The 17,460-nt window shown below is 72.8% G+C and carries 15 protein-coding genes; 9 read left to right on the top strand and 6 right to left on the bottom strand.

Annotated features, from left to right (window positions below; genetic code table 11):
* Positions 1–34: 34 nt before the first annotated feature.
* On the top strand, positions 35–991 hold the full coding sequence (locus ACFO6V_RS20805; RefSeq protein ID WP_377138791.1) for an AraC family transcriptional regulator: 957 nt from the start codon (positions 35–37) through the stop codon (positions 989–991).
* Here the strand turns inward: ACFO6V_RS20805 and ACFO6V_RS20800 are convergent.
* A complete protein-coding gene (locus ACFO6V_RS20800) occupies positions 890–2,077 on the bottom strand; it encodes an MFS transporter (protein WP_377138789.1) in 1,188 nt (395 codons plus the stop codon). The genes ACFO6V_RS20805 and ACFO6V_RS20800 overlap by 102 nt on opposite strands.
* 157 nt (positions 2,078–2,234) lie before the next feature.
* Between ACFO6V_RS20800 and ACFO6V_RS20795 the strand changes: the two genes are divergently transcribed.
* The gene (locus tag ACFO6V_RS20795) at positions 2,235–3,296 is read left to right on the top strand and encodes a helix-turn-helix domain-containing protein (protein WP_377138786.1); all 1,062 of its coding nucleotides are present in this window, start codon (positions 2,235–2,237) and stop codon (positions 3,294–3,296) included.
* Here ACFO6V_RS20795 and ACFO6V_RS20790 read toward each other — a convergent pair.
* The 3 genes from ACFO6V_RS20790 to ACFO6V_RS20780 all read right to left on the bottom strand — a co-directional run bounded on the left by ACFO6V_RS20790 (position 3,195) and on the right by ACFO6V_RS20780 (position 5,685).
* Positions 3,195–4,397: an MFS transporter gene (locus tag ACFO6V_RS20790; protein ID WP_377138784.1), complete on the bottom strand. Its 1,203-nt coding sequence runs from the start codon at positions 4,395–4,397 to the stop codon at positions 3,195–3,197. The two genes, ACFO6V_RS20795 and ACFO6V_RS20790, sit on opposite strands and share 102 nt — an antisense overlap.
* Positions 4,398–4,533: 136 nt before the next feature.
* Positions 4,534–5,172: a DedA family protein gene (locus ACFO6V_RS20785; protein ID WP_377138781.1), complete on the bottom strand. Its 639-nt coding sequence runs from the start codon at positions 5,170–5,172 to the stop codon at positions 4,534–4,536.
* 75 nt (positions 5,173–5,247) lie between these two features.
* A complete protein-coding gene (locus ACFO6V_RS20780; protein ID WP_377138778.1) occupies positions 5,248–5,685 on the bottom strand; it encodes an Lrp/AsnC family transcriptional regulator in 438 nt (145 codons plus the stop codon).
* A gap of 102 nt (positions 5,686–5,787) precedes the next feature.
* On the opposite strand from ACFO6V_RS20780, the gene ddaH reads away from it, so the two are divergent.
* Both ddaH and ACFO6V_RS20770 read left to right on the top strand, forming a co-directional pair.
* Entirely contained in the window at positions 5,788–6,744 is a 957-nt protein-coding gene (gene ddaH / locus ACFO6V_RS20775) for a dimethylargininase (protein WP_377138775.1), read from the top strand.
* Positions 6,741–7,769, top strand: a complete 1,029-nt coding sequence (locus tag ACFO6V_RS20770; RefSeq protein ID WP_377138772.1) for an ornithine cyclodeaminase — start codon at positions 6,741–6,743, stop codon at positions 7,767–7,769. The genes ddaH and ACFO6V_RS20770 overlap by 4 nt, the downstream gene beginning before the upstream one ends.
* Before the next feature lie 76 nt (positions 7,770–7,845).
* On the opposite strand, the gene ACFO6V_RS20765 is transcribed toward ACFO6V_RS20770, so the two are convergent.
* Positions 7,846–9,411 (bottom strand): M81 family metallopeptidase, encoded by a 1,566-nt coding sequence (locus tag ACFO6V_RS20765; protein ID WP_377138770.1) that lies wholly within the window; start codon positions 9,409–9,411, stop codon positions 7,846–7,848.
* Positions 9,408–10,592: an ROK family protein gene (locus ACFO6V_RS20760; protein WP_377138767.1), complete on the bottom strand. Its 1,185-nt coding sequence runs from the start codon at positions 10,590–10,592 to the stop codon at positions 9,408–9,410. The genes ACFO6V_RS20765 and ACFO6V_RS20760 overlap by 4 nt, the downstream gene beginning before the upstream one ends.
* A gap of 272 nt (positions 10,593–10,864) precedes the next feature.
* On the opposite strand from ACFO6V_RS20760, the gene ACFO6V_RS20755 reads away from it, so the two are divergent.
* The 5 genes from ACFO6V_RS20755 to ACFO6V_RS20735 are packed head-to-tail and all read left to right on the top strand — an operon-like array spanning position 10,865 to position 17,303.
* Positions 10,865–12,682 (top strand): peptide ABC transporter substrate-binding protein, encoded by a 1,818-nt coding sequence (locus ACFO6V_RS20755; RefSeq protein ID WP_377138764.1) that lies wholly within the window; start codon positions 10,865–10,867, stop codon positions 12,680–12,682.
* Position 12,683: 1 nt separating this feature from the next.
* On the top strand, positions 12,684–13,721 hold the full coding sequence (locus ACFO6V_RS20750; RefSeq protein WP_377138762.1) for an ABC transporter permease: 1,038 nt from the start codon (positions 12,684–12,686) through the stop codon (positions 13,719–13,721).
* Entirely contained in the window at positions 13,718–14,554 is an 837-nt protein-coding gene (locus tag ACFO6V_RS20745) for an ABC transporter permease (RefSeq protein WP_377138759.1), read from the top strand. The genes ACFO6V_RS20750 and ACFO6V_RS20745 overlap by 4 nt, the downstream gene beginning before the upstream one ends.
* The gene (locus ACFO6V_RS20740) at positions 14,551–16,374 is read left to right on the top strand and encodes a dipeptide ABC transporter ATP-binding protein (protein ID WP_377138757.1); all 1,824 of its coding nucleotides are present in this window, start codon (positions 14,551–14,553) and stop codon (positions 16,372–16,374) included. Before ACFO6V_RS20745 ends, ACFO6V_RS20740 begins: the two co-directional genes overlap by 4 nt.
* Positions 16,371–17,303 (top strand): ROK family protein, encoded by a 933-nt coding sequence (locus ACFO6V_RS20735; protein WP_377138754.1) that lies wholly within the window; start codon positions 16,371–16,373, stop codon positions 17,301–17,303. Before ACFO6V_RS20740 ends, ACFO6V_RS20735 begins: the two co-directional genes overlap by 4 nt.
* Positions 17,304–17,460: the final 157 nt, after the last annotated feature.

The following is a 17,460-nucleotide window of genomic DNA, read 5'->3' as shown; positions in this document are numbered from 1 at the left end:
CGCGTTCGTGGCTCCGCTTCGTATGGAATGGGACATGACGACGCTGACGCGCGAGCAGCTACCCGCTGACGCGACCCTGGCGCGGTCCGGCGCCCTGTGGGCCCTGATCCTGTCCGGTGCCGCGACGCTCGAGACGGCGGGCGGTCGCCGGACGATCCTGCCCGGCGACGCAGTGCTCGTCGATCCCCGGACGGCATACCGGCTCACCGCCGACGTCGACACCGACCTCGTGCACGGGGACCTCCGGCGAGAGGCCCCTGCCGCCCCGTCGTCGAGCCCCCTGGTGCTGCGGGGGTTCGGCGACGAGCACCGCGGCGTCGTCGCCCTCGTGACCACCTGCCCGCTCAGCGTGCAGTGCAAGGCCGACCGGTTCGCGGCCGCCTACGCGGGCCTCATCGGCGCGGCGATCTCCGCCATGTCCGGACCGGTCGACGGCCAGGTCGACGGCCAGGCCGACGGCGCACAGGGCCCCGACGACGACCCGGAGGTCGCCGAGGTGGTCGCCGCCCTCGCGGCGAGCCCGGGCGAGCGGTGGACCCTCGACCGGATGGCCGGCCTGGTGCACCTGTCGCGCTCGGCGCTGACCGACCGGTTCCGCCGTGCGACCGGGCACAGTCCCATGCAGATGCTGCGCGAGGTGCGCATGAACCGGGCCCGCACCCTGCTCACCAAGCAGTGCCTGGCGGTCACGCGGGTTGCGTTCGAGGTGGGGTACGGATCGGTCGCCGCGTTCAGCCGGGCGTTCACCGCGGATCACGGCGTCTCGCCGCTCGCGTGGCGCACCGCGCCCGCGGTGGCGGGGCCCGACGTCGTGGCGTCCGGCCCCGCCGCCCTCGCGAACGGCGCGCCGTCTGGCGCCCCGTCCGGCGCCCCGTTCGCGAGGAGGGCGTCAGGAGCGGGGTATCCGCAGGAACGCCCAGCCGATCCCCGCCGCCACCGCCGCAGCCGCGCCGACCAGCAGCAGTGGCCGGACGCCGTACCCGTCCAGTAGCAACCCGCCCAGCGCGGAGCCCGCGGTGATCGCCACCTGGAAGGCCGTGACGCTGAGCGACATCGCCGACTCGGTCCGCTCGGGCTCGACCCGGGCGCCCCAGAGCTGGACGATCACGGGGATCATGTTGAACGAGAAGCCCCACAGGACCACCGCGACGGCCAGTACCGGCACGGACGAGGCGTTCGCCGTGAGCACCAGTGCGAGGCCGAGTGCGATCGGCGCGGCACCGGCCAGGGGGCGCAGCCAGCGCGCGAGCATCCCGGCCACGATCGTGCCGGTGACGGCGCCGGCGCCCCATGCCAGCAGCATCCAGGTGGTGGTGCCGGGATCGATGCGGTCGATCGCGAGCCGGATGTACGGGTACGCCGCGAAGTTGCCGAAAGCGATCAGCACCACGCAGCCGATGCCGGCCATCAGCTTCTTGCTGCGCAGCGCCTCGCGCAGCATCTGCAGGCCCGCCGTCGGGTGAGCCGGGATGGAGGGGAGGGTTATCGCGAGCGCGACCGCGCTGAGCGCGCAGAGTGCGGCGGCGCCTCCGAAGGCCGTCCGCCAGCCGACCGCGTCGCCGACGAGCGACCCGAGCGGGACGCCGAGCACCGTCGCGATGCTGACGCCGAACGAGATCGCGGACGACACCACGCGGTCCTTGCCGGGGGCGGCGTAGGTGCCGACGCCGAAGGCGAACGACCAGTATCCGGCGATGGCGACGCCGAGCAGGAGGCGGCCGACCAGCAGCACCGCGAAGCTGGGCGCGACGGCGACCGCGAGGTTCGACACGGCGGCGGCGGCCAGCAGCCCGAGCATGACCTTGCGCCGGTCGGTCCGGGGGAGGAGCACTGCGATGCTCGGCGCGGTGAAGGCTCCGGCGATCGCCGTCGCGGCGACGGCCAGGCCAGCCGTGCCCTCGCTCACGCCGATGTCGGCGGCGAGGCCCGGCAGCACGCTCGCGGGCAGGAACTCGCTCGCGACCAGGATCGCGATCCCGAAGGAGAGTGCGATGACGGGTGTCCAGGTCGGAGTGTTCGCTGGGGTGGTGACGGTCGAGCTGGGCGGTGCGCTGGGCACGGCGCTCTGAGTTGGCATGGTTCCAGCGTCGTCGCAGGGTCCGCAGGCCACTTGATCCTCTGACGCCCCCTGTTGATCGCCCGGCCGAGTGCGCGCCACCGGTCCGTGCGTCCGGATCGGCCCAGGCGGGAATAGCCCACCCGCTTCCGTGGCTCCGCTTCATATGGAGTGGCAGATGACGACGCTGAAGCGCGAGTGGTTGCCCGCCGGTGCCACTGCGTCCCGGTCCAGCGGGTTGTGGGCCTTGGTCCTGGCCGGCGCCGTGACGCTCGAGACCGCAGGCGCACGCAGCCGGGTGCTGCCGGGCGACGCGGTGCTCGTCGACGCCCGGACGGCCCACCGGCTCGTCGTCGAGGTGGAGGCCGACCTGGTGCACGGCGACCTGTGGCAAGCAGTGCCGTCCGTGGCGCTACCGAGCCCGCTGATCGTGCGGGGTTTCAGCGATCGGCAGCGGGGCGTCGTCGCGCTCGTGACCGCTTGCCCCCTCGAGGTGACGTGCAGCCAGGATCTGTTCTCGTCCAGCTACGCGGGCCTCATCGGGGCGGCGATGTCGAGGCTGTCGCAGGACGACGCGGTCGGACCGGCGGGTCCCGGCGGGGGCGCGGACCTGGGCGGCCAGGGCGTAGCCCGCGCCGAGGGTGCCGATCATGCCGGGGCCGGGGCCGGGGCCGCGACCGCCGACCCCGCGGTCGCCCACGTGGTGGCCGAGCTGGCGGCCCGGCCGGAGGTGCCGTGGACGCTCGACGAGATGGCGGGCCTGGTGCACCTGTCGCGCTCGGCCCTCAGCGGGCGGTTCCGCCGCGCCACGGGGCACAGCCCCATGCGGATGCTGCGGGAGGTGCGGATGCACCGGGCCCGCACGCTGCTCGCCGTCGATCGTCTCCCGGTGACCCGGGTCGCGTTCGAGGTGGGGTACGGCTCGGTGGCGGCGTTCAGCCGGGCGTTCGCGGCGGACCACGGCGTCTCGCCGCTCGCGTGGCGGGCCGGGCCGGCGGCGCCCGTCGGGCCGACGCCGGACGGGCTGACGTCGCCCGGGCCGACGTCGTCCGCCGGCCTGCCGGAGGCCTGGTCGGCCGCGCCCCGGCGTCGGCCCTGGGTCCCGTCGGTCCCGCCGGCCCCGGCCCCGCAGCCGGTCTCAGGTGCGGGGCACCCGCAGGACCGCCCAGCCGATGCCGGCCGCGACCGCCGCACCCGCGCCGACGAGCAGCAGCGACTGGACGCCGTGCCCGTCCAGTAGCGCGCCGCCCAGGGCGGCGCCGACGGTTATCGCCACCTGGAACGCGGTGACCTGGAGCGACATCGCGGACTCCGCCCGCTCCGGCTCGACCCTCGTGACCCAGAGCTGCGTGATCACCGGCATCATGCTGATGGAGAGACCCCACAGCACCATGGCGACCGCCAGCACGGGCACCGAGGTGGCGAACGCCGCCAGCACGAGCGAGGCGGAGAGCGCGACGGGCGCGACGGCGGCCAGCGGCCGCAGCCACCGGGCCAGGAAGCCGGCCAGCAGGGTACCCACCAGCCCGCCGATACCCCACGTGAGCAGGAGCCACGTGGTAGCGGCCGGGTCCACGTCCTCGATGGCTATGCGGATGTAGGGGTAGGCGGCGAAGTTGCCGAGCGCGACCAGCACCACGCAGGCGATACCCGCCATGAGCCGCCCGTTGCGGAGGGCCGCGCGCAGCATGCGCAGGCCGGCCCCCGGGTGGGGCGGGACGGAGGGCAGGGCCATGGCGACCGCGACGGCGGCGACCGCGGTGAGCACCGCGGTGCCGCCGAACGTGGCCCGCCAGCCGACGGCGTCCCCCACGACGGAGGCGAGCGGGATGCCGACCACCGTCGCGATGCTGGTGCCGAACGCCAACGCGGACGAGACCAGGCGATCCTTGCCCGGCACGGCGTGGGTGCCGGCGCCGAAGGCGAACGACCAGTAGCCCGCGAGCGCGACACCGAGCAGCAGCCGGCCGACCAGGAGCACCGCGAAGCTCGGCGCGAGCGCCACCGCGACGTTCGAGAGCGCTGCGATCGCGAGCAGGGCGACGAGCACGGTGCGGCGGTCGGTCCGGGGGAGCAGCACGGCGATGCTCGGCGCGGTGAACGCGCCGGCGATCGCGGTCGCTGCCACCGCGAGGCCGGCCCGGCCCTCGCTCACCCCGACGTCGGCCGCGAGGGCGGGCAGCACGCTCGCCGGGAGGAACTCGCCCATGAGCACCATGGCGATGCCGAAGGAGAGCGCCGCGACGGGTGTCCAGGTGCGGTGCGGAGGGGTGGCGGTGCCGGCCGGCCGGCTGACCGCGGCCCCGGGTGGGGTGCTCACCGAGACGTTCTGGGAAGGCATGCCCCCACCCTCGCCGCTCACGATCCGCTGCGGTTGATCCCCCGACGCGCCCGCTTGATCCCCCGGCGCGAGCGGGTGAGAACGCGGTTGTGTTCGGTGGGCCCGCCACGACGAACACAACCACGTTCTCGCGGCCCTACGCGGGAGTTGTGCGGGTCGTTCGGTCCTGGTGCCAGGCGCGGATGCCCGCTACCACTGAGGCCGCGATGACCACGCCTGCCACCACGTACGCGATGGGGCGTACCGACGGGTCCGACGCCGCGAAGTACCCGAGCACCGTGATGAGGACCGCCCAGCTGAGCGCCCCGAACACGTTCGCCGTGAGGAAGCGCAGGTACGGCATGCCGCCGATCCCCGCGATCACCGGGACGAACACGCGCGCCCACGGCATGTAGCGGCCGATGACCACCGACCACCAGCCGAACAGCTCGTAGAACCGCTCGGTACGCACCACCATCGACTGCACCCAGCGACCCTTCCGGGAGCTCAGGTACGGCCGCCCGTACCGGCGGCCCAGGAGGAACGCGACCTGGTCGCCCGCCACTGCCGCGACGCCGACGCCGATCGCGAGCACCCAGATGTCTATGCGGTCGGTGCTGCCGGCGACGATGCCCGCGCCGAACAGCAGGCCGTCCCCGGTGAGGAACGGGATGAAGACGCCTACGAAGAACGCGGTGCCGACGAAGACGAGGCCCCAGACGACCAGGTAGAACGCGAGAGGTCCGAGCACGTCGAGCCAGCCGGCGACGTCGTCGGAGACCGTGGTTCTGAGCATCGGGGGCGCCCTCCGGTCCGATAAGGAAAGTCCTGTTAGGACACCCTAAGGCGTAGCGGGCCGGGCCCGGTCATGTCAGGCGCCCGGACGGTCGACCACGCGCGACATCACGAGGGCCGTGCGCGTCTTGACCACGTGCGTGACCGTGCGGATGCGCTCCACCACGTGCTCGATCTGCTCCATGCTCGACGCCATGACGTGCACCATCGCGTCGGCGTCGCCGGTCACGGTGGAGACCCTGACCACCTCAGGTATGGGCGCGAAGTCGCGCTCGAGCACCGCAGGGGAGACGATGCCGGAGCAGAAGATCTCGACGTACCCCTCCAGCGTCCAGCCCATCGCCTGCGGGTCCACCCGCACGGTGAAGCCCGCGATCTCCCCGCGGGCCATCATGAGGTCCACCCGGCGCTTCACGGCGGGTGCGGAGAGGCCGACGACGCTGCCGACCTCCTGGTAGGTGGCTCGCCCGTCGCGCAGCAGCTCGCCGACGATTGCCCGATTCACGGCATCCATGAACGAATCGTTCAGTACTGCGCGCGATTGCGCAAGAAACCGTGGCTGAATGCACAACGGAAGCATGGTTGTTGTGAATCAGTGCGCACGTAGCCTCACGACATGACGCAGACCACCGCGCCCCTGACGCAGACCAGCGCGCAGCGCACCGCCACGCCGCGGCACTACCTCATGTGCCCGCCCACGTACTTCGACGTCGTCTACGCCATCAACCCCTGGATGGACCCGTCGTCGCCCGTCGACACCGCGAAGGCGCTCGCCCAGTGGGAGGCGCTGCGCGCCGCCTACGAGGCCCGCGGCCACCGGGTCGACGTGATCGAGCCCGAGCCCGGCCTGCCCGACATGGTCTACGCGGCCAACGGCGGGATCGTCGTCGGCGGACGGGCGCTCGCCGCCCGGTTCACGTTCCCTGAGCGCGCGGCCGAGGGCCCCGCGTACGACCGCTGGTTCGACACGCCCGAGGCCGAGGGCTACCGCCGGCTCGGCGAGGCCGTCGAGACCATGGAGGGCGAGGGCGACCTGCTGCTCATCGGCAAGCTGCTGCTCGCGGGCACCGGCTTCCGCACCACGCCCGCCGGCCACACCGAGGTGGCCGAGCGCCTGGAGCTGGCCGAGCAGGGCATCGAGCTGGTCCCGCTCGAGCTCGTCGACCCGCGCTACTACCACCTCGACACCGCGCTCTCGGTGCTCGACGACGGCGCCGTCTCCGGCGAGACCGTGGTGGCCTACTACCCCGAGGCGTTCAGCCCCGCCGCGCAGGAGACGCTGCGCCGACTGTTCCCCGACGCGATCCTGGTCGGTGCCGAGGACGCCGCCGTGCTCGGCCTGAACGTCGTGTCCGACGGGCTGCACGTGTTCCTCAGCGACCGCGCCCGCGACTACGCCGACGCGCTCAAGGAGCGGGGCTTCGTCCCGGTCGGCGTCGACCTGTCCGAGATCTTCAAGGGCGGCGGCTCGGTCAAGTGCTGCACGCTCGAGCTGCGCCCGGCGGCGGACGACGCCGCCTCGCCTCTTGCCCCGACCGCCGCCCTACTCACCCCCGAGGAGACCCAGCGATGACCACAGTCCCGTACCTCGACGTCGCCGCGACCGCCCGCTGGGTGGCCCGCCGCGGCCCCGAGGCGGCCATCGCCGCCCTGACCGACGCGCTCGAGCGCGACTTCGCGCGCTGGCCCGAGCTCGACAAGCGGCCGCGCATCGCGTCGCACTCGAAGGAGGGCGTCATCGAGCTGATGCCCACCTCGGACGACACGACGTACGGCTTCAAGCTGGTCAACGGGCACCCGCTCAACCCGACGAACGGGTTCCAGACCGTGACGGCGATCGGCGTGCTCGCCGACGTCGGCAACGGCTACCCGACGTTCCTCGCCGAGATGACGCTGCTCACGGCCCTGCGTACGGCCGCGACGTCGGCGCTGGCCGCCCGGTACCTCGCACCGGCCGAGTCGCGCACCCTTGCCCTGATCGGCTGCGGCTCGCAGGCCGAGTTCCAGGCTCTCGGCATGCGCGCGGAGCTGGGCATCGAGACGCTGCGGATCTTCGACGTCGACCCGCTCGCCATGGAGAAGCTGGCCCGGCACGCCAAGGCGCTCGGCTTCGACGTGGTCATGGCGGTCGACGCCGCTGACGCCGTCCGCGGCGCCGACGTCATCACCACCTGCACCGCCGACAAGCAGAACGCGACAGTGCTGCACGACGCCGAGGTCAACGGCGGGGTGTTCATCAACGCGATCGGCGGCGACTGCCCGGGCAAGACCGAGCTGGACCCGGCGATCATCGCCCGGGCGAGCGTCTTCGTGGAGCTGCCCGAGCAGACCCGCATCGAGGGCGAGATCCAGCACCAGGCGCCGGACTTCCCGGTCACCGAGCTGTGGCAGGTCGTCACGGGGGCCGCGCAGGGCCGCCGGAGCCAGGACGAGCTGATCGTGTGGGACTCCGTCGGGTTCGCCGTGGAGGACTGGACCGCGCTGAAGTTCGTGCTGGAGGACGTGACGGCGAACGCGCCGGAGCTGCTCCAGCACCTCGACCTCATCGCCGAGCCGGAAGACCCGAAGGACCTGTTCTCCCTGGTAGTCCAGTCCTGACCCGCTCCGACCGTTGAGTGCTGGCTATTTGTTGTCTGAGGGCCTCTGTGACAACAAATAGCCAGCACTCAACGGGTTAGAGGAGGGTGGGGGTGAGGTTCGGTTCGGTCGCGAGCTCGTGGAACGGGTGGGTCGGGGTCGTCAGGCGGTGATGGCCCAGGCGGAGCAGGTCCTGGTCGACGCCGCCCGGGGTGAGCATGAGCATCCAGTCGGCGGCCATGTCGTACAGGTCCGGCTCCAGGTAGCCGATCTTCACCACGACGACGTCGGTCCCGCGCGGGTCCAGCCCGATCGAGGTGAAGTCGGACTCCAGGTGGTACGGCTTGCGTCGCTCCGTGAGGATCACGCGCAGCCCGCCCACGCGCACGACGGCGACGATCCCGGCGTCGGGGTCGCCCTCGCTGACGTGCTCCACGACCCCGCGCAGCCGGACCGGCCCGTGCGGGCCGTCGTCGACCCGGGCGCCCGCCTCGACGTCGACCTCGGCGCCCGCGCCGTGCTCCGCCCAGGCCTTCGCGACCTCGCGGGCCGCAGCGGCGTCCGGTAGCGACGCGTAGATCGCGGTGCGGCCGCCGGCCGCTGCCAGGCTGCCGTCCGCGATCGGGCCGCCGTCGTCGCCGTCCGGGACCGAACCGCCGTCCTGAGGAGCCGCGGTAAACGCCGGCTCGGCCAGCAGCCGCGCCAAGGTCCAGGTGACGTCGCCCGCGCCGCCGGCGGTCGGGTTGTCGCCCGAGTCGGACAGGAAGTACGGCCGCTGCTCGCTCGCCAGCGCCGTCGCCACGCACTCCTCGTACGGCGCGGCCGGCGCCACGAACGCGAACTCGTCGCGCGCGTCCCAGTACCGGCGGCCCAGCCGTTCGGCCTCGCGCAGGATCGTCTCCTCGTCGTCACCCGTGACGACGACGGCGGCCCGGCAGCTCGGCTCGTCGGCCCACGCGTACCCGACCCAGAGCGCGGCGTCGACCACACCGGGCAGCTCGGCGACCCGCGCGACGTCCGCGTAGATCGACGCCGCCGGCTCGATCCGGGTGCTCGTCTTCTCGCCCGGGAGCAGCACGGGGACCTGCAGCCACGCCTTCTTCGGGGCGCCGCCGGACCGCATCCGGGCCAGCAGGTTGGTGGCGGCCCGCTCCCGCGTCTCCCACACGTCCTCGTGCGGGGCCATGCGGTAGCACGTGATCAGGTCGCTGACCTCGGCCAGCTCGCGCGGCACGTTGCCGTGGAGGTCCATGGTGGTGCTGATCAGCGTCCCGGGTCCGACGGCGGCGCGGACGGCCGCAGCGAGGTCGGCCTCGGCGTCGTCCCTGCCCACCACGGTCATGGCGCCGTGGATGTCGAGCAGCACGCCGTCGTACGGGCCGTGCTCGGCCTGCCGGGCGCGCAGCGTCGCGACGATCTCGTCGCGCACGGACTCGTAGACGTCGGCGGGCACGGCCCCGCCCGGCAGGGAGCGGGCGTGCAGCACGCCGGTCCAGTCGGCGGCGTCGCGCAGGGGAGCGCCGTCGGCGAGGAACGGGTAGTGCGCGACCAGCTCGTCGCCGCGGCGGAGCGTGAACGCCTCCCAGCCCGAGCGGTGCGGGGAGAACGTGCTGGACTCGATCGACATGCCGGCGATCGCGACGCGGGGGCGGGAGCTGGTCATCGGGTTCCTTCCGGTGCGGTGGCGAGGGCGTGCGGCACGAGCGTGTCCTCCAGGAGGCGGCCCACGCCCACGAGGTTGGCGTCTGCGCCCAGGGCGGACGGCGCGATCACCAGGTCGCGGGTCGTCAGCGGGTGGGCGCCCTCGTAGATCTGGCTGCGGATCGCCGAGACGAACGGCTCCAGCGTGGACAGCGCGCCGCCCAGGTACACGGCGCCGGGATTGAAGAAGTTGACCACCGTGCACAGCACCTCGCCCAGGTGCCGGCCGGCGGTCCGGGCGAGCGTGGTCGCCACGGGGTCGGCGTCGCGTACGAGGCGCAGGACGTCGGCGGTCGCCGCGACGTCGTACCCCTGCTCCCTCAGGAGCCGCACCAGGTGCGCGCCCGAGGCCACCGTCTCCAGGCAGCCGCGGTTGCCGCACGTGCACGGGGTGTCGCCCCCGGCGGGGACGCGGGTGTGCGTGATGTCGCCGGCCCCGCCGCCCGCGCCGCGGTACAGCCGGTCGTCGACCAGGATGCCGGCGCCGATGGCGCTGCCGGCCTTGACCGACACCGAGTGCCGGGTCCGGCGGGCGTGCCCGAAGTGCTCACCGACCGCCATCGCGTTGGCGTCGTTCTCGACCACGACCGGGACGCCCAGGGCGTCCTCGAGCCAGGTCCCGACGTCGAACCCCGACCATCCAGGCATGCGCGACGGCGAGTCGAGGGCGCGCCGGGAGACGTCGACCGGGCCGGGCAGGGAGATGCCGACGCCGAGCAGCCGGCCGCCGTCCGGCATGGTGTCCGCCAGCTCGCGCAGAGCCCCGGTGACCTGCGTCAGCACCGGTTCCGGGCCGTCCGCGATCGCGATGGCCACCTCCGTCGTCGTGTCCAGTCCGCCACCGTGCCGCAGGACGCCGAAGCGCGCGTGGGTGCCGCCGACGTCGACGACGCCGAGGTAGCCCGTGCTGCCCGGCACGCGCAGGGCCCGGGGGCGGCGTCCGCCGCTGGACGCGCCCTCGCCCGTCTCCTCCAGGGCGCCCGAGGCGAGCATCGCCTGCACCCGCTGCGACACGGTGGACGGCGCGATGCCGAGCGAGTCGGCGATCTCCTTGCGGGACCGGGCACGGCCGCTCGACACGAGCACGAGAATCTCCCGCTCGAGCCGCGGTACGCCGACCCGGGGGCGCGCGATCTGGGCCACGGGCATCCTCCGTCTCTGCGGCCCGGCGGTGTCGAGGGCTCTCCGCACTTCGGCCGGACCTGGAACAAGCTAGCGGCACGAGTCTGCACCATCGCCTGCCGCTGCCCGGGCCTAGGGGCTTTTTGCGCGGACGAATTAACAGTCTTGTTACGGATGGCGCGTAGATCGGCGGAACTTAGTGCGTCTACGGTGCTTGATTATTCGGCCGCCGAATCAAGTCTTCAGGATCAGAGGCTCTTGCATCGACGGCGCTGCACACCAAGGAGACTCAGATGCGCACCACGCATGCCGTACGGGCCGTACGGCTGGCCGTCGGGGCTGCCGCAGCCGTCGCCCTCCTCGCCGGATGTTCTACGTCCTCCGGTGCGGACGGGGCGGACGGTGCGGCCGGCCGCACCGACGTCAACTACGCGCTGCCCGCCAACGCGACCCCGAACTGGATAGTGCCGCTCGGCATCGCGGGCAAGCTCGCCACCCACAACTCCGCGATCATGCGCACCCTCTGGGAGCCGCTCGTCGCCTACGACGGCTCCGAGGGTGAGGTGGGGCGTGTCGCGAAGGCCGACCTGGCCTCCGATATCACCTTCTCCGACGACGGCCGCACCGCGACCATCACGCTGGACGACCGCACCTGGAGCGACGGGGAGCCCGTCACCTCCGCGGACGTGAAGTTCTGGTTCGACCTGGTCAAGGCCAACACCGACGTCTGGGCCAGCTACTCCGAGGGCCGCATGCCCGACAACGTCACGGAGGTCGCGACCCCCGACGACAAGACCGTCGAGCTCACCTTCGACAAGGTCTACAACCCGGAGTGGCTGCAGGCGTCCCAGCTCACCCTCATCGTGCCGCTGCCCGCGCACGCCTGGGCCAAGACCTCCGACGACGCCGAGCCCGACCCGGCGCTCGCCGAGACGGACGAGGGCGCGAAGGGAATCTTCGACTACCTCGTCACGCAGAGCGAGGACCTGTCCACCTACGAGTCCAACCCGCTGTGGCAGACCATCAACGGGCCCTACTCGCTGACCGGGTTCACCGACGCCGGCCAGGTCGAGCTCACCAAGAACGGCAAGTACGACGGCGACGACGCCGCGAGCATCGACACCGTCAACCTCCTGCCGTACACGTCGGCGGACGCCGAGGTGAACGCCGTCCGGTCCGGAGCGGTGGACTACGGGTACATCCCGACGACCGGCCTGGACGCGCCGGAGCAGTACGAGCAGCTCGACTACACGATCGAGCCGTGGGCCGGCTGGTCCATCACCTACCTGCCGTACAACTTCAACCACCCCGAGCTGGGCCCGGTCTACCGCCAGCTCTACGTGCGCCAGGCGCTGCAGCACCTCGTGGACCAGGAGCAGATCTCCGACGTCATCTGGAAGGGTGCGGCGCTCCCGGGCTACGGACCCGTGCCGCAGAACCCCGAGAGCGACTTCCTCTCCGACGAGCAGAAGGAGAACCCGTACCCGTTCGACCCAGAGGCCGCGGCCGCGCTGCTCGCCGACCACGGCTGGACCGCGGGCTCCGACGGCGTGCTCGAGTGCACCGCCCCAGGCGACGGGGACGACCAGTGCGGCGAGGGCGTCAAGGACGGCCAGAAGCTCGCGATCACGATCCTGACGCAGAGCGGCTCGGCCGAGACCGACAACATGTTCGCCGAGATCAAGTCCACCTTCGACAAGGCGGGCGTCGCCGTCACCATCGAGTCGGCGCCGCTCAACACGGTGCTCTCGTCCATCGCCCCGTGCACCGCTGACCAGCCGGACTGCGACTGGCAGCTGCCGTTCTTCGGCACGGCAGGCAGCTGGTACTTCGGGGGCTACCCGAGCGGCGAGCGCGTGTTCGGCACAGGGGCGGCGTCGAACTTCGGCTCGTACTCCGACGAGGAGTTCGATGCCCTCATGCACGACTCCACCGAGAGCACCGACCCGTCGGTCATGCAGGAGTACTCGAAGTACGGTGCCGAGAACCTGCCGGTCATGTGGCTTCCGAACCCCGTCTACCAGGTGTCGGTGATCAAGAACGGCCTGGAGGGCACCACCCAGGACCCGCTGGCCAGCTTCCACCCGCAGCGCTGGAGCTGGGCCGACTGACATGACCACCGCCATCCCCGCACAGAGCGGGACCGTCGAACCTGGGGTCGCCGCGCCACTGCCCGTCAGGGCACAGCGCGGCGGCTTCGGCCGCTTCCTGCTCCGGCGGGTGTTCCAGGCGCTCGTCGTCGTCCTCGTCGTCAGCGTGATCGTGTTCGCGCTGCTGCACGCACTGCCCGGCGGTCCGGCCAGAGGCGTCCTCGGCCAGCAGGCCAGCGCGGAGCAGATAGCGGCGTTCGAGGCCGCGAACGGCCTGGACCAGCCCGTTGTCCTGCAGTACCTGTCGTTCCTCGGGCGCTCCCTGACCGGAGACCTCGGCGAGTCCTACCTGCTGAACCAGTCGGTCGCCGACGCCATCGCCCTGCGCCTGCCCAAGACGCTGCTGCTGACCGGGCTGTCGCTCGTCGTCGCGGTGCTCGTCGCGGTGCCCGTCGGCGTCTACCAGGCCGTGCGGCGCAACCGCGCCGTCGACTACTGGCTCTCGACCCTCGCGATCGTCGCGTACTCGACCCCCACATTCTTTCTCGGGATGCTCCTGATCCTGCTGCTCAGCCAGACCGCCGGGCTGTTCCCGGCGGCCGCACCGCAGGGCAACGGGGTCCTGGAGGTGCTGTCCCAGCCCGCCGGACTCGTGCTGCCCGTGCTCACCGGAGCCGTGCCGATAGTCGCCACGTTCAGCCGCTACATGCGGTCCTCGACGCTCGACAACCTCGGCGAGGACTACGTGCGCACCGCCCGCGCCAAGGGCACCGGCTACCGGGACGTCGTGCTCCGGCACGTGCTGCGCAACTCGCTGACGCCGGTCGTCGCGATGCTCGGCTACTACCTGCCCGTCATGTTCGGAGGCGCGCTCGTCGTCGAGCAGCTCTTCAATTACCCCGGCATGGGCCTGCTGTTCTGGAGCGCCGCGCAGAGCAGCGACTTCCCGGTGCTGCTCGGCTGCGTGCTCGTCATCTCGGTCGCCACGGTCGTCGGCTCCCTGCTGGCCGACGTCGTCCAGGCGCTCCTGGACCCGCGCACCCGGGGGGCCGCACGATGACCGCGCTGCGACGTTTCACGAGGAACCGGCTGGCCGTGGTCGGCGCGGTGGCGCTCGCGGCCCTGGTGCTGTTCGCGGTGATCGGGCCGCTGGTCTACCCGACCGAGCAGGTGGCGACGGACCTCGGCGCCGCGAACCTGCCGCCCGGCGTCGACGGCCACCTGCTGGGCACCGACGCGCTCGGCTACGACAACCTGGGCCGGCTCATGGTCGCGGGCCGGGTGTCGCTGCTGGTCGGCGTGGCTGCGGGCGTGCTCGCCACGGTGGTCGGCACGCTCTGGGGTGCGATCGCCGGCTACGTCGGGGGCGCCGTGGACGCTGTCATGATGCGCGTGGTCGACGCCGGGATCGCCATCCCCGCGATCTTCCTGCTGCTGGTGCTGTCCACGATCGTGCGGCCGACGGTCGGGATGATGATCGTCGTGCTGGGCATGGTGTCGTGGCTGGTCCCGGCCCGGCTGATCCGGGCGGAGGCACTGTCCGTCCGGACCCGTGACTACGTGGTCGCGGCGCGCGCCATGGGTGCGTCGCACGGCCGCACGGTCATCTCGCACGTCATCCCGAACACCGTCGGCACCGTGGTCGTGAACGCGACGTTCCAGGTCGCCGACGCCGTCCTGCTCGTCGCCTACATCAGCTTCCTCGGGATGGGCATCCAGCCGCCCACGACCGACTGGGGCGCGATGCTCAACGACGGCATCAACTACATCTACCAGGGCGCCTGGTGGCTCATCCTGCCGCCGGGCCTCGCGATAGTGATCGTCGTGTGCGCCCTGAACTTCGTGGGCGACGGCCTGCGGGACGTCGTCGACGTGAAGGGGAGGACCGCATGAGCGCGCTGCCCGTGCAGGCCCAGCAGGGGGACGACGTCGTCCTGCGCATCCGGGACCTGAACGTCACGTTCGGCACCGGGTCCGGGGACGTGCCCGCCGTCCGCGGCATCGACCTGGAGGTGCGGCGCGGCCGGGTGGTCGCGCTGGTGGGGGAGTCGGGTTCCGGCAAGAGCGTCACGTCGCTCTCCGTGCTGGGCCTGCTGCCCTCCACCGCGCGGGTCACGGGTTCGGTGGAGCTGTTCGACGGCGGTGGGTCGCGCGACGTCGTCGCCACACCCGAGCGCGAGCTGGTGGACCTCCGCGGCCGCGTGGCGTCGATGGTCTTCCAGGAGCCGATGACGGCGCTCAACCCGACCATGACGCTCGGCGACCAGGTGGCCGAGGCCGTGCTGAACCACGAGCGGGTCCCGCGGGCCGACGCTCGCGACCGGGCGGTCGAGCTGCTCCGGTCGGTCGGTATCCCCGAGCCGGAGCGGCGCGCGCGGCAGTACCCGCACGAGCTGTCCGGCGGGCAGCGGCAGCGGGTGGTCATCGCGATAGCGCTGGCCTGCGAGCCGCGCCTGATCGTGGCGGACGAGCCGACGACGGCGCTCGACGTGACCGTGCAGGCCGAGATCCTGGACCTGCTGCGCGAGCTGGTCGCCGAGCGGGGGACCGCACTGCTGCTCGTCACGCACAACATGGGAGTGGTCGCTGACATCGCCGATGAGGTGGCCGTGATGAGCGGCGGCCGAGTGGTGGAGCACGGGCTCGTGGAGCAGGTGCTGCTCGCGCCGGAGCACGAGTACACGCGCGCGCTGCTCGCCGCGGTCCCGGCGGTCCCGCCGGCCTCGCTGGATGACCGCGAAGTAGAGCGTGTGTCCGAGTCTCCCCGGCGAGATCAGGGAGTCTCGGACACACGCTCTACTTCGCGGTCGTCCGGGGAGGTGGTGCTCGATCTGCGGGGGGTCAGTCTCGACTACCGGGTGCAGGGGCGGCACGTGCGTGCGGTCGAGGGCCTCGACCTCACGGTACGGGCGGGCGAGATGCTGGGCCTGGTCGGCGAGTCCGGATCGGGCAAGTCCACGGCGGGCCGGGCCTGCCTGGGCCTGCTGACGCCGTCGGAGGGCGAGGTGCTGCTGCTCGGCGCCTCGGTCGCCCGGGCAAGGGGCCGGGCCCGACGGCGGCTCCTGGCCGACGTCGGCGTCGTGTTCCAGGACCCGGGCGCGTCGCTCGACCCGCGCAAGCTCGTGGGTGAGTCGATCGCGGAGCCGCTGGCCATCCACGGCCGCGACGGGCGGCGGCTGTCGGGAGCCGAGCGGCGGGCGCGGGTCCGCGAGCTGCTGGACGCGGTGCGCCTCCCGGCGGGGGCGGAGCGCCGCTACCCGCACGAGTTCTCCGGCGGGCAGCGGCAGCGCATCGGGCTGGCGCGTGCCCTGGCGCTTCGGCCGCGACTCCTCGTCGCCGACGAGCCCACCAGCGCGCTCGACGTCTCGGTGCAGGCAGAGGTGCTGCAGGTGCTCAAGGACCTGCACGCGGAGCTCGGGTTCGGCTGCCTGTTCATCAGCCACGACCTCGGCGTCGTGCACGACCTGACCGACCGGGTCGCCGTGCTGCGGGCGGGTCGCCTCGTCGAGAGCGGCAGGACGGCTGACGTGTTCAGCGCCCCGCAGGAGCTGTACACGGCGGAGCTGCTCGCCTCCGTGCCGACGCCCGATCCCGTCGCGCAGCGTGAACGGCGCGAGGCCAGGCAGCGGCTCGCCTCGGTCGTTGGCGCGGCAGAGGGTGCTGGCTCGGGTTCTGGCCCGGCGCCGAGCTCCGCCTCGGGCGCCGTCGGATGAGCGGCGGTCCGACGGCGGACGTCATGAGCGGCGACCCGACGGCGGGTGTCGACATCGGCGGCACCAAGATCCGCGCCGCCGTCGTCGCGCCCGGCGGTGCGGTGCTCGCCTCGGCGACCGCGCCGACGCCGGCAGGCGGCGAGGCGATGCTGGACGTCGCCGCAGATCTGGTCGCGCGCGCCGTCGCCTCGGCGGGGGTACCGGTGGCGGCGGTGGGGGTCGGCGCGGCGGGCGTCGTCGACCCCGGGACGGGGGAGGTGCTCGCGGCGAGCGACTCGTTCACCGGGTGGGTGGGCACCAACCTGCGGGACGGGTTCGGGTCGCGGACGGGGCTGCGGGTGGTTGCCGCGAACGACGTCGACTCGTTCCTCGTGGGCGAGGCGACGTGGGGTGCCGTCCGGGGCGTCCGGTCCGCGGCGGGTATCGCGCTCGGCACGGGCGTCGGCGGCGCGTTGTGGCTGGACGGCGCGCTGTACCGCGGCGCGGGGGCGGCGGGCGAGATCGGGCACATGCCGGGGTTCGGCGACGCGCGCTGCACGTGCGGTCAGCGGGGGCACCTGGAGACGCTGGCCTCAGGCCGGTCGGTGGCCCGCCGGTACGCGGAGCTCGGCGGCGGTCCGGGCGTTGAGACGGACGTCGGGGCCTCGGAGGTCGAGGCTAGGGCCCTCGCCGGCGACGAGCTTGCGGTCCGGGTGCTCGCCGACGCCGGGCACGCCGTCGGCTCGGCGGTGCTGATGGTGGCGGCGCTGCTCGACGTCGGGCACGTGGTGGTCGGCGGCGGGCTCGCCCGCGCATGGGACCTGCTGGAGCCCGCGCTCCTGGCCCGGCTGCGCGCGGAGCCGCCCGTGTCCGGGCACCTGATCGAGGTGCGGCGTGCGGTGCTCGGGGGTAATGCGACGGTCGTGGGCGCCGCGGCGCTCGCCCGCTGACGTCTTGAGCGCCGCGGGTTCACCCGGTGACCGGTGCGGTGGGCCCAGAGTGAACAGCTACCCGGAAAGGTGTGTTGCTCTGCGTAGACAGCGTCTACGCAGAGCAACACACCTTGCTCAGGGAACCTTCTTCCCGAGACGCCGTGACCAGGCGAGT

It is taken from the genome of Promicromonospora alba (genome assembly GCF_042654905.1).
Lineage (GTDB): Bacteria > Actinomycetota > Actinomycetes > Actinomycetales > Cellulomonadaceae > Promicromonospora > Promicromonospora alba.
Note: the sequence above shows the minus strand (reverse complement) of the source record. Positions and strands in the feature narration are given on the sequence as shown.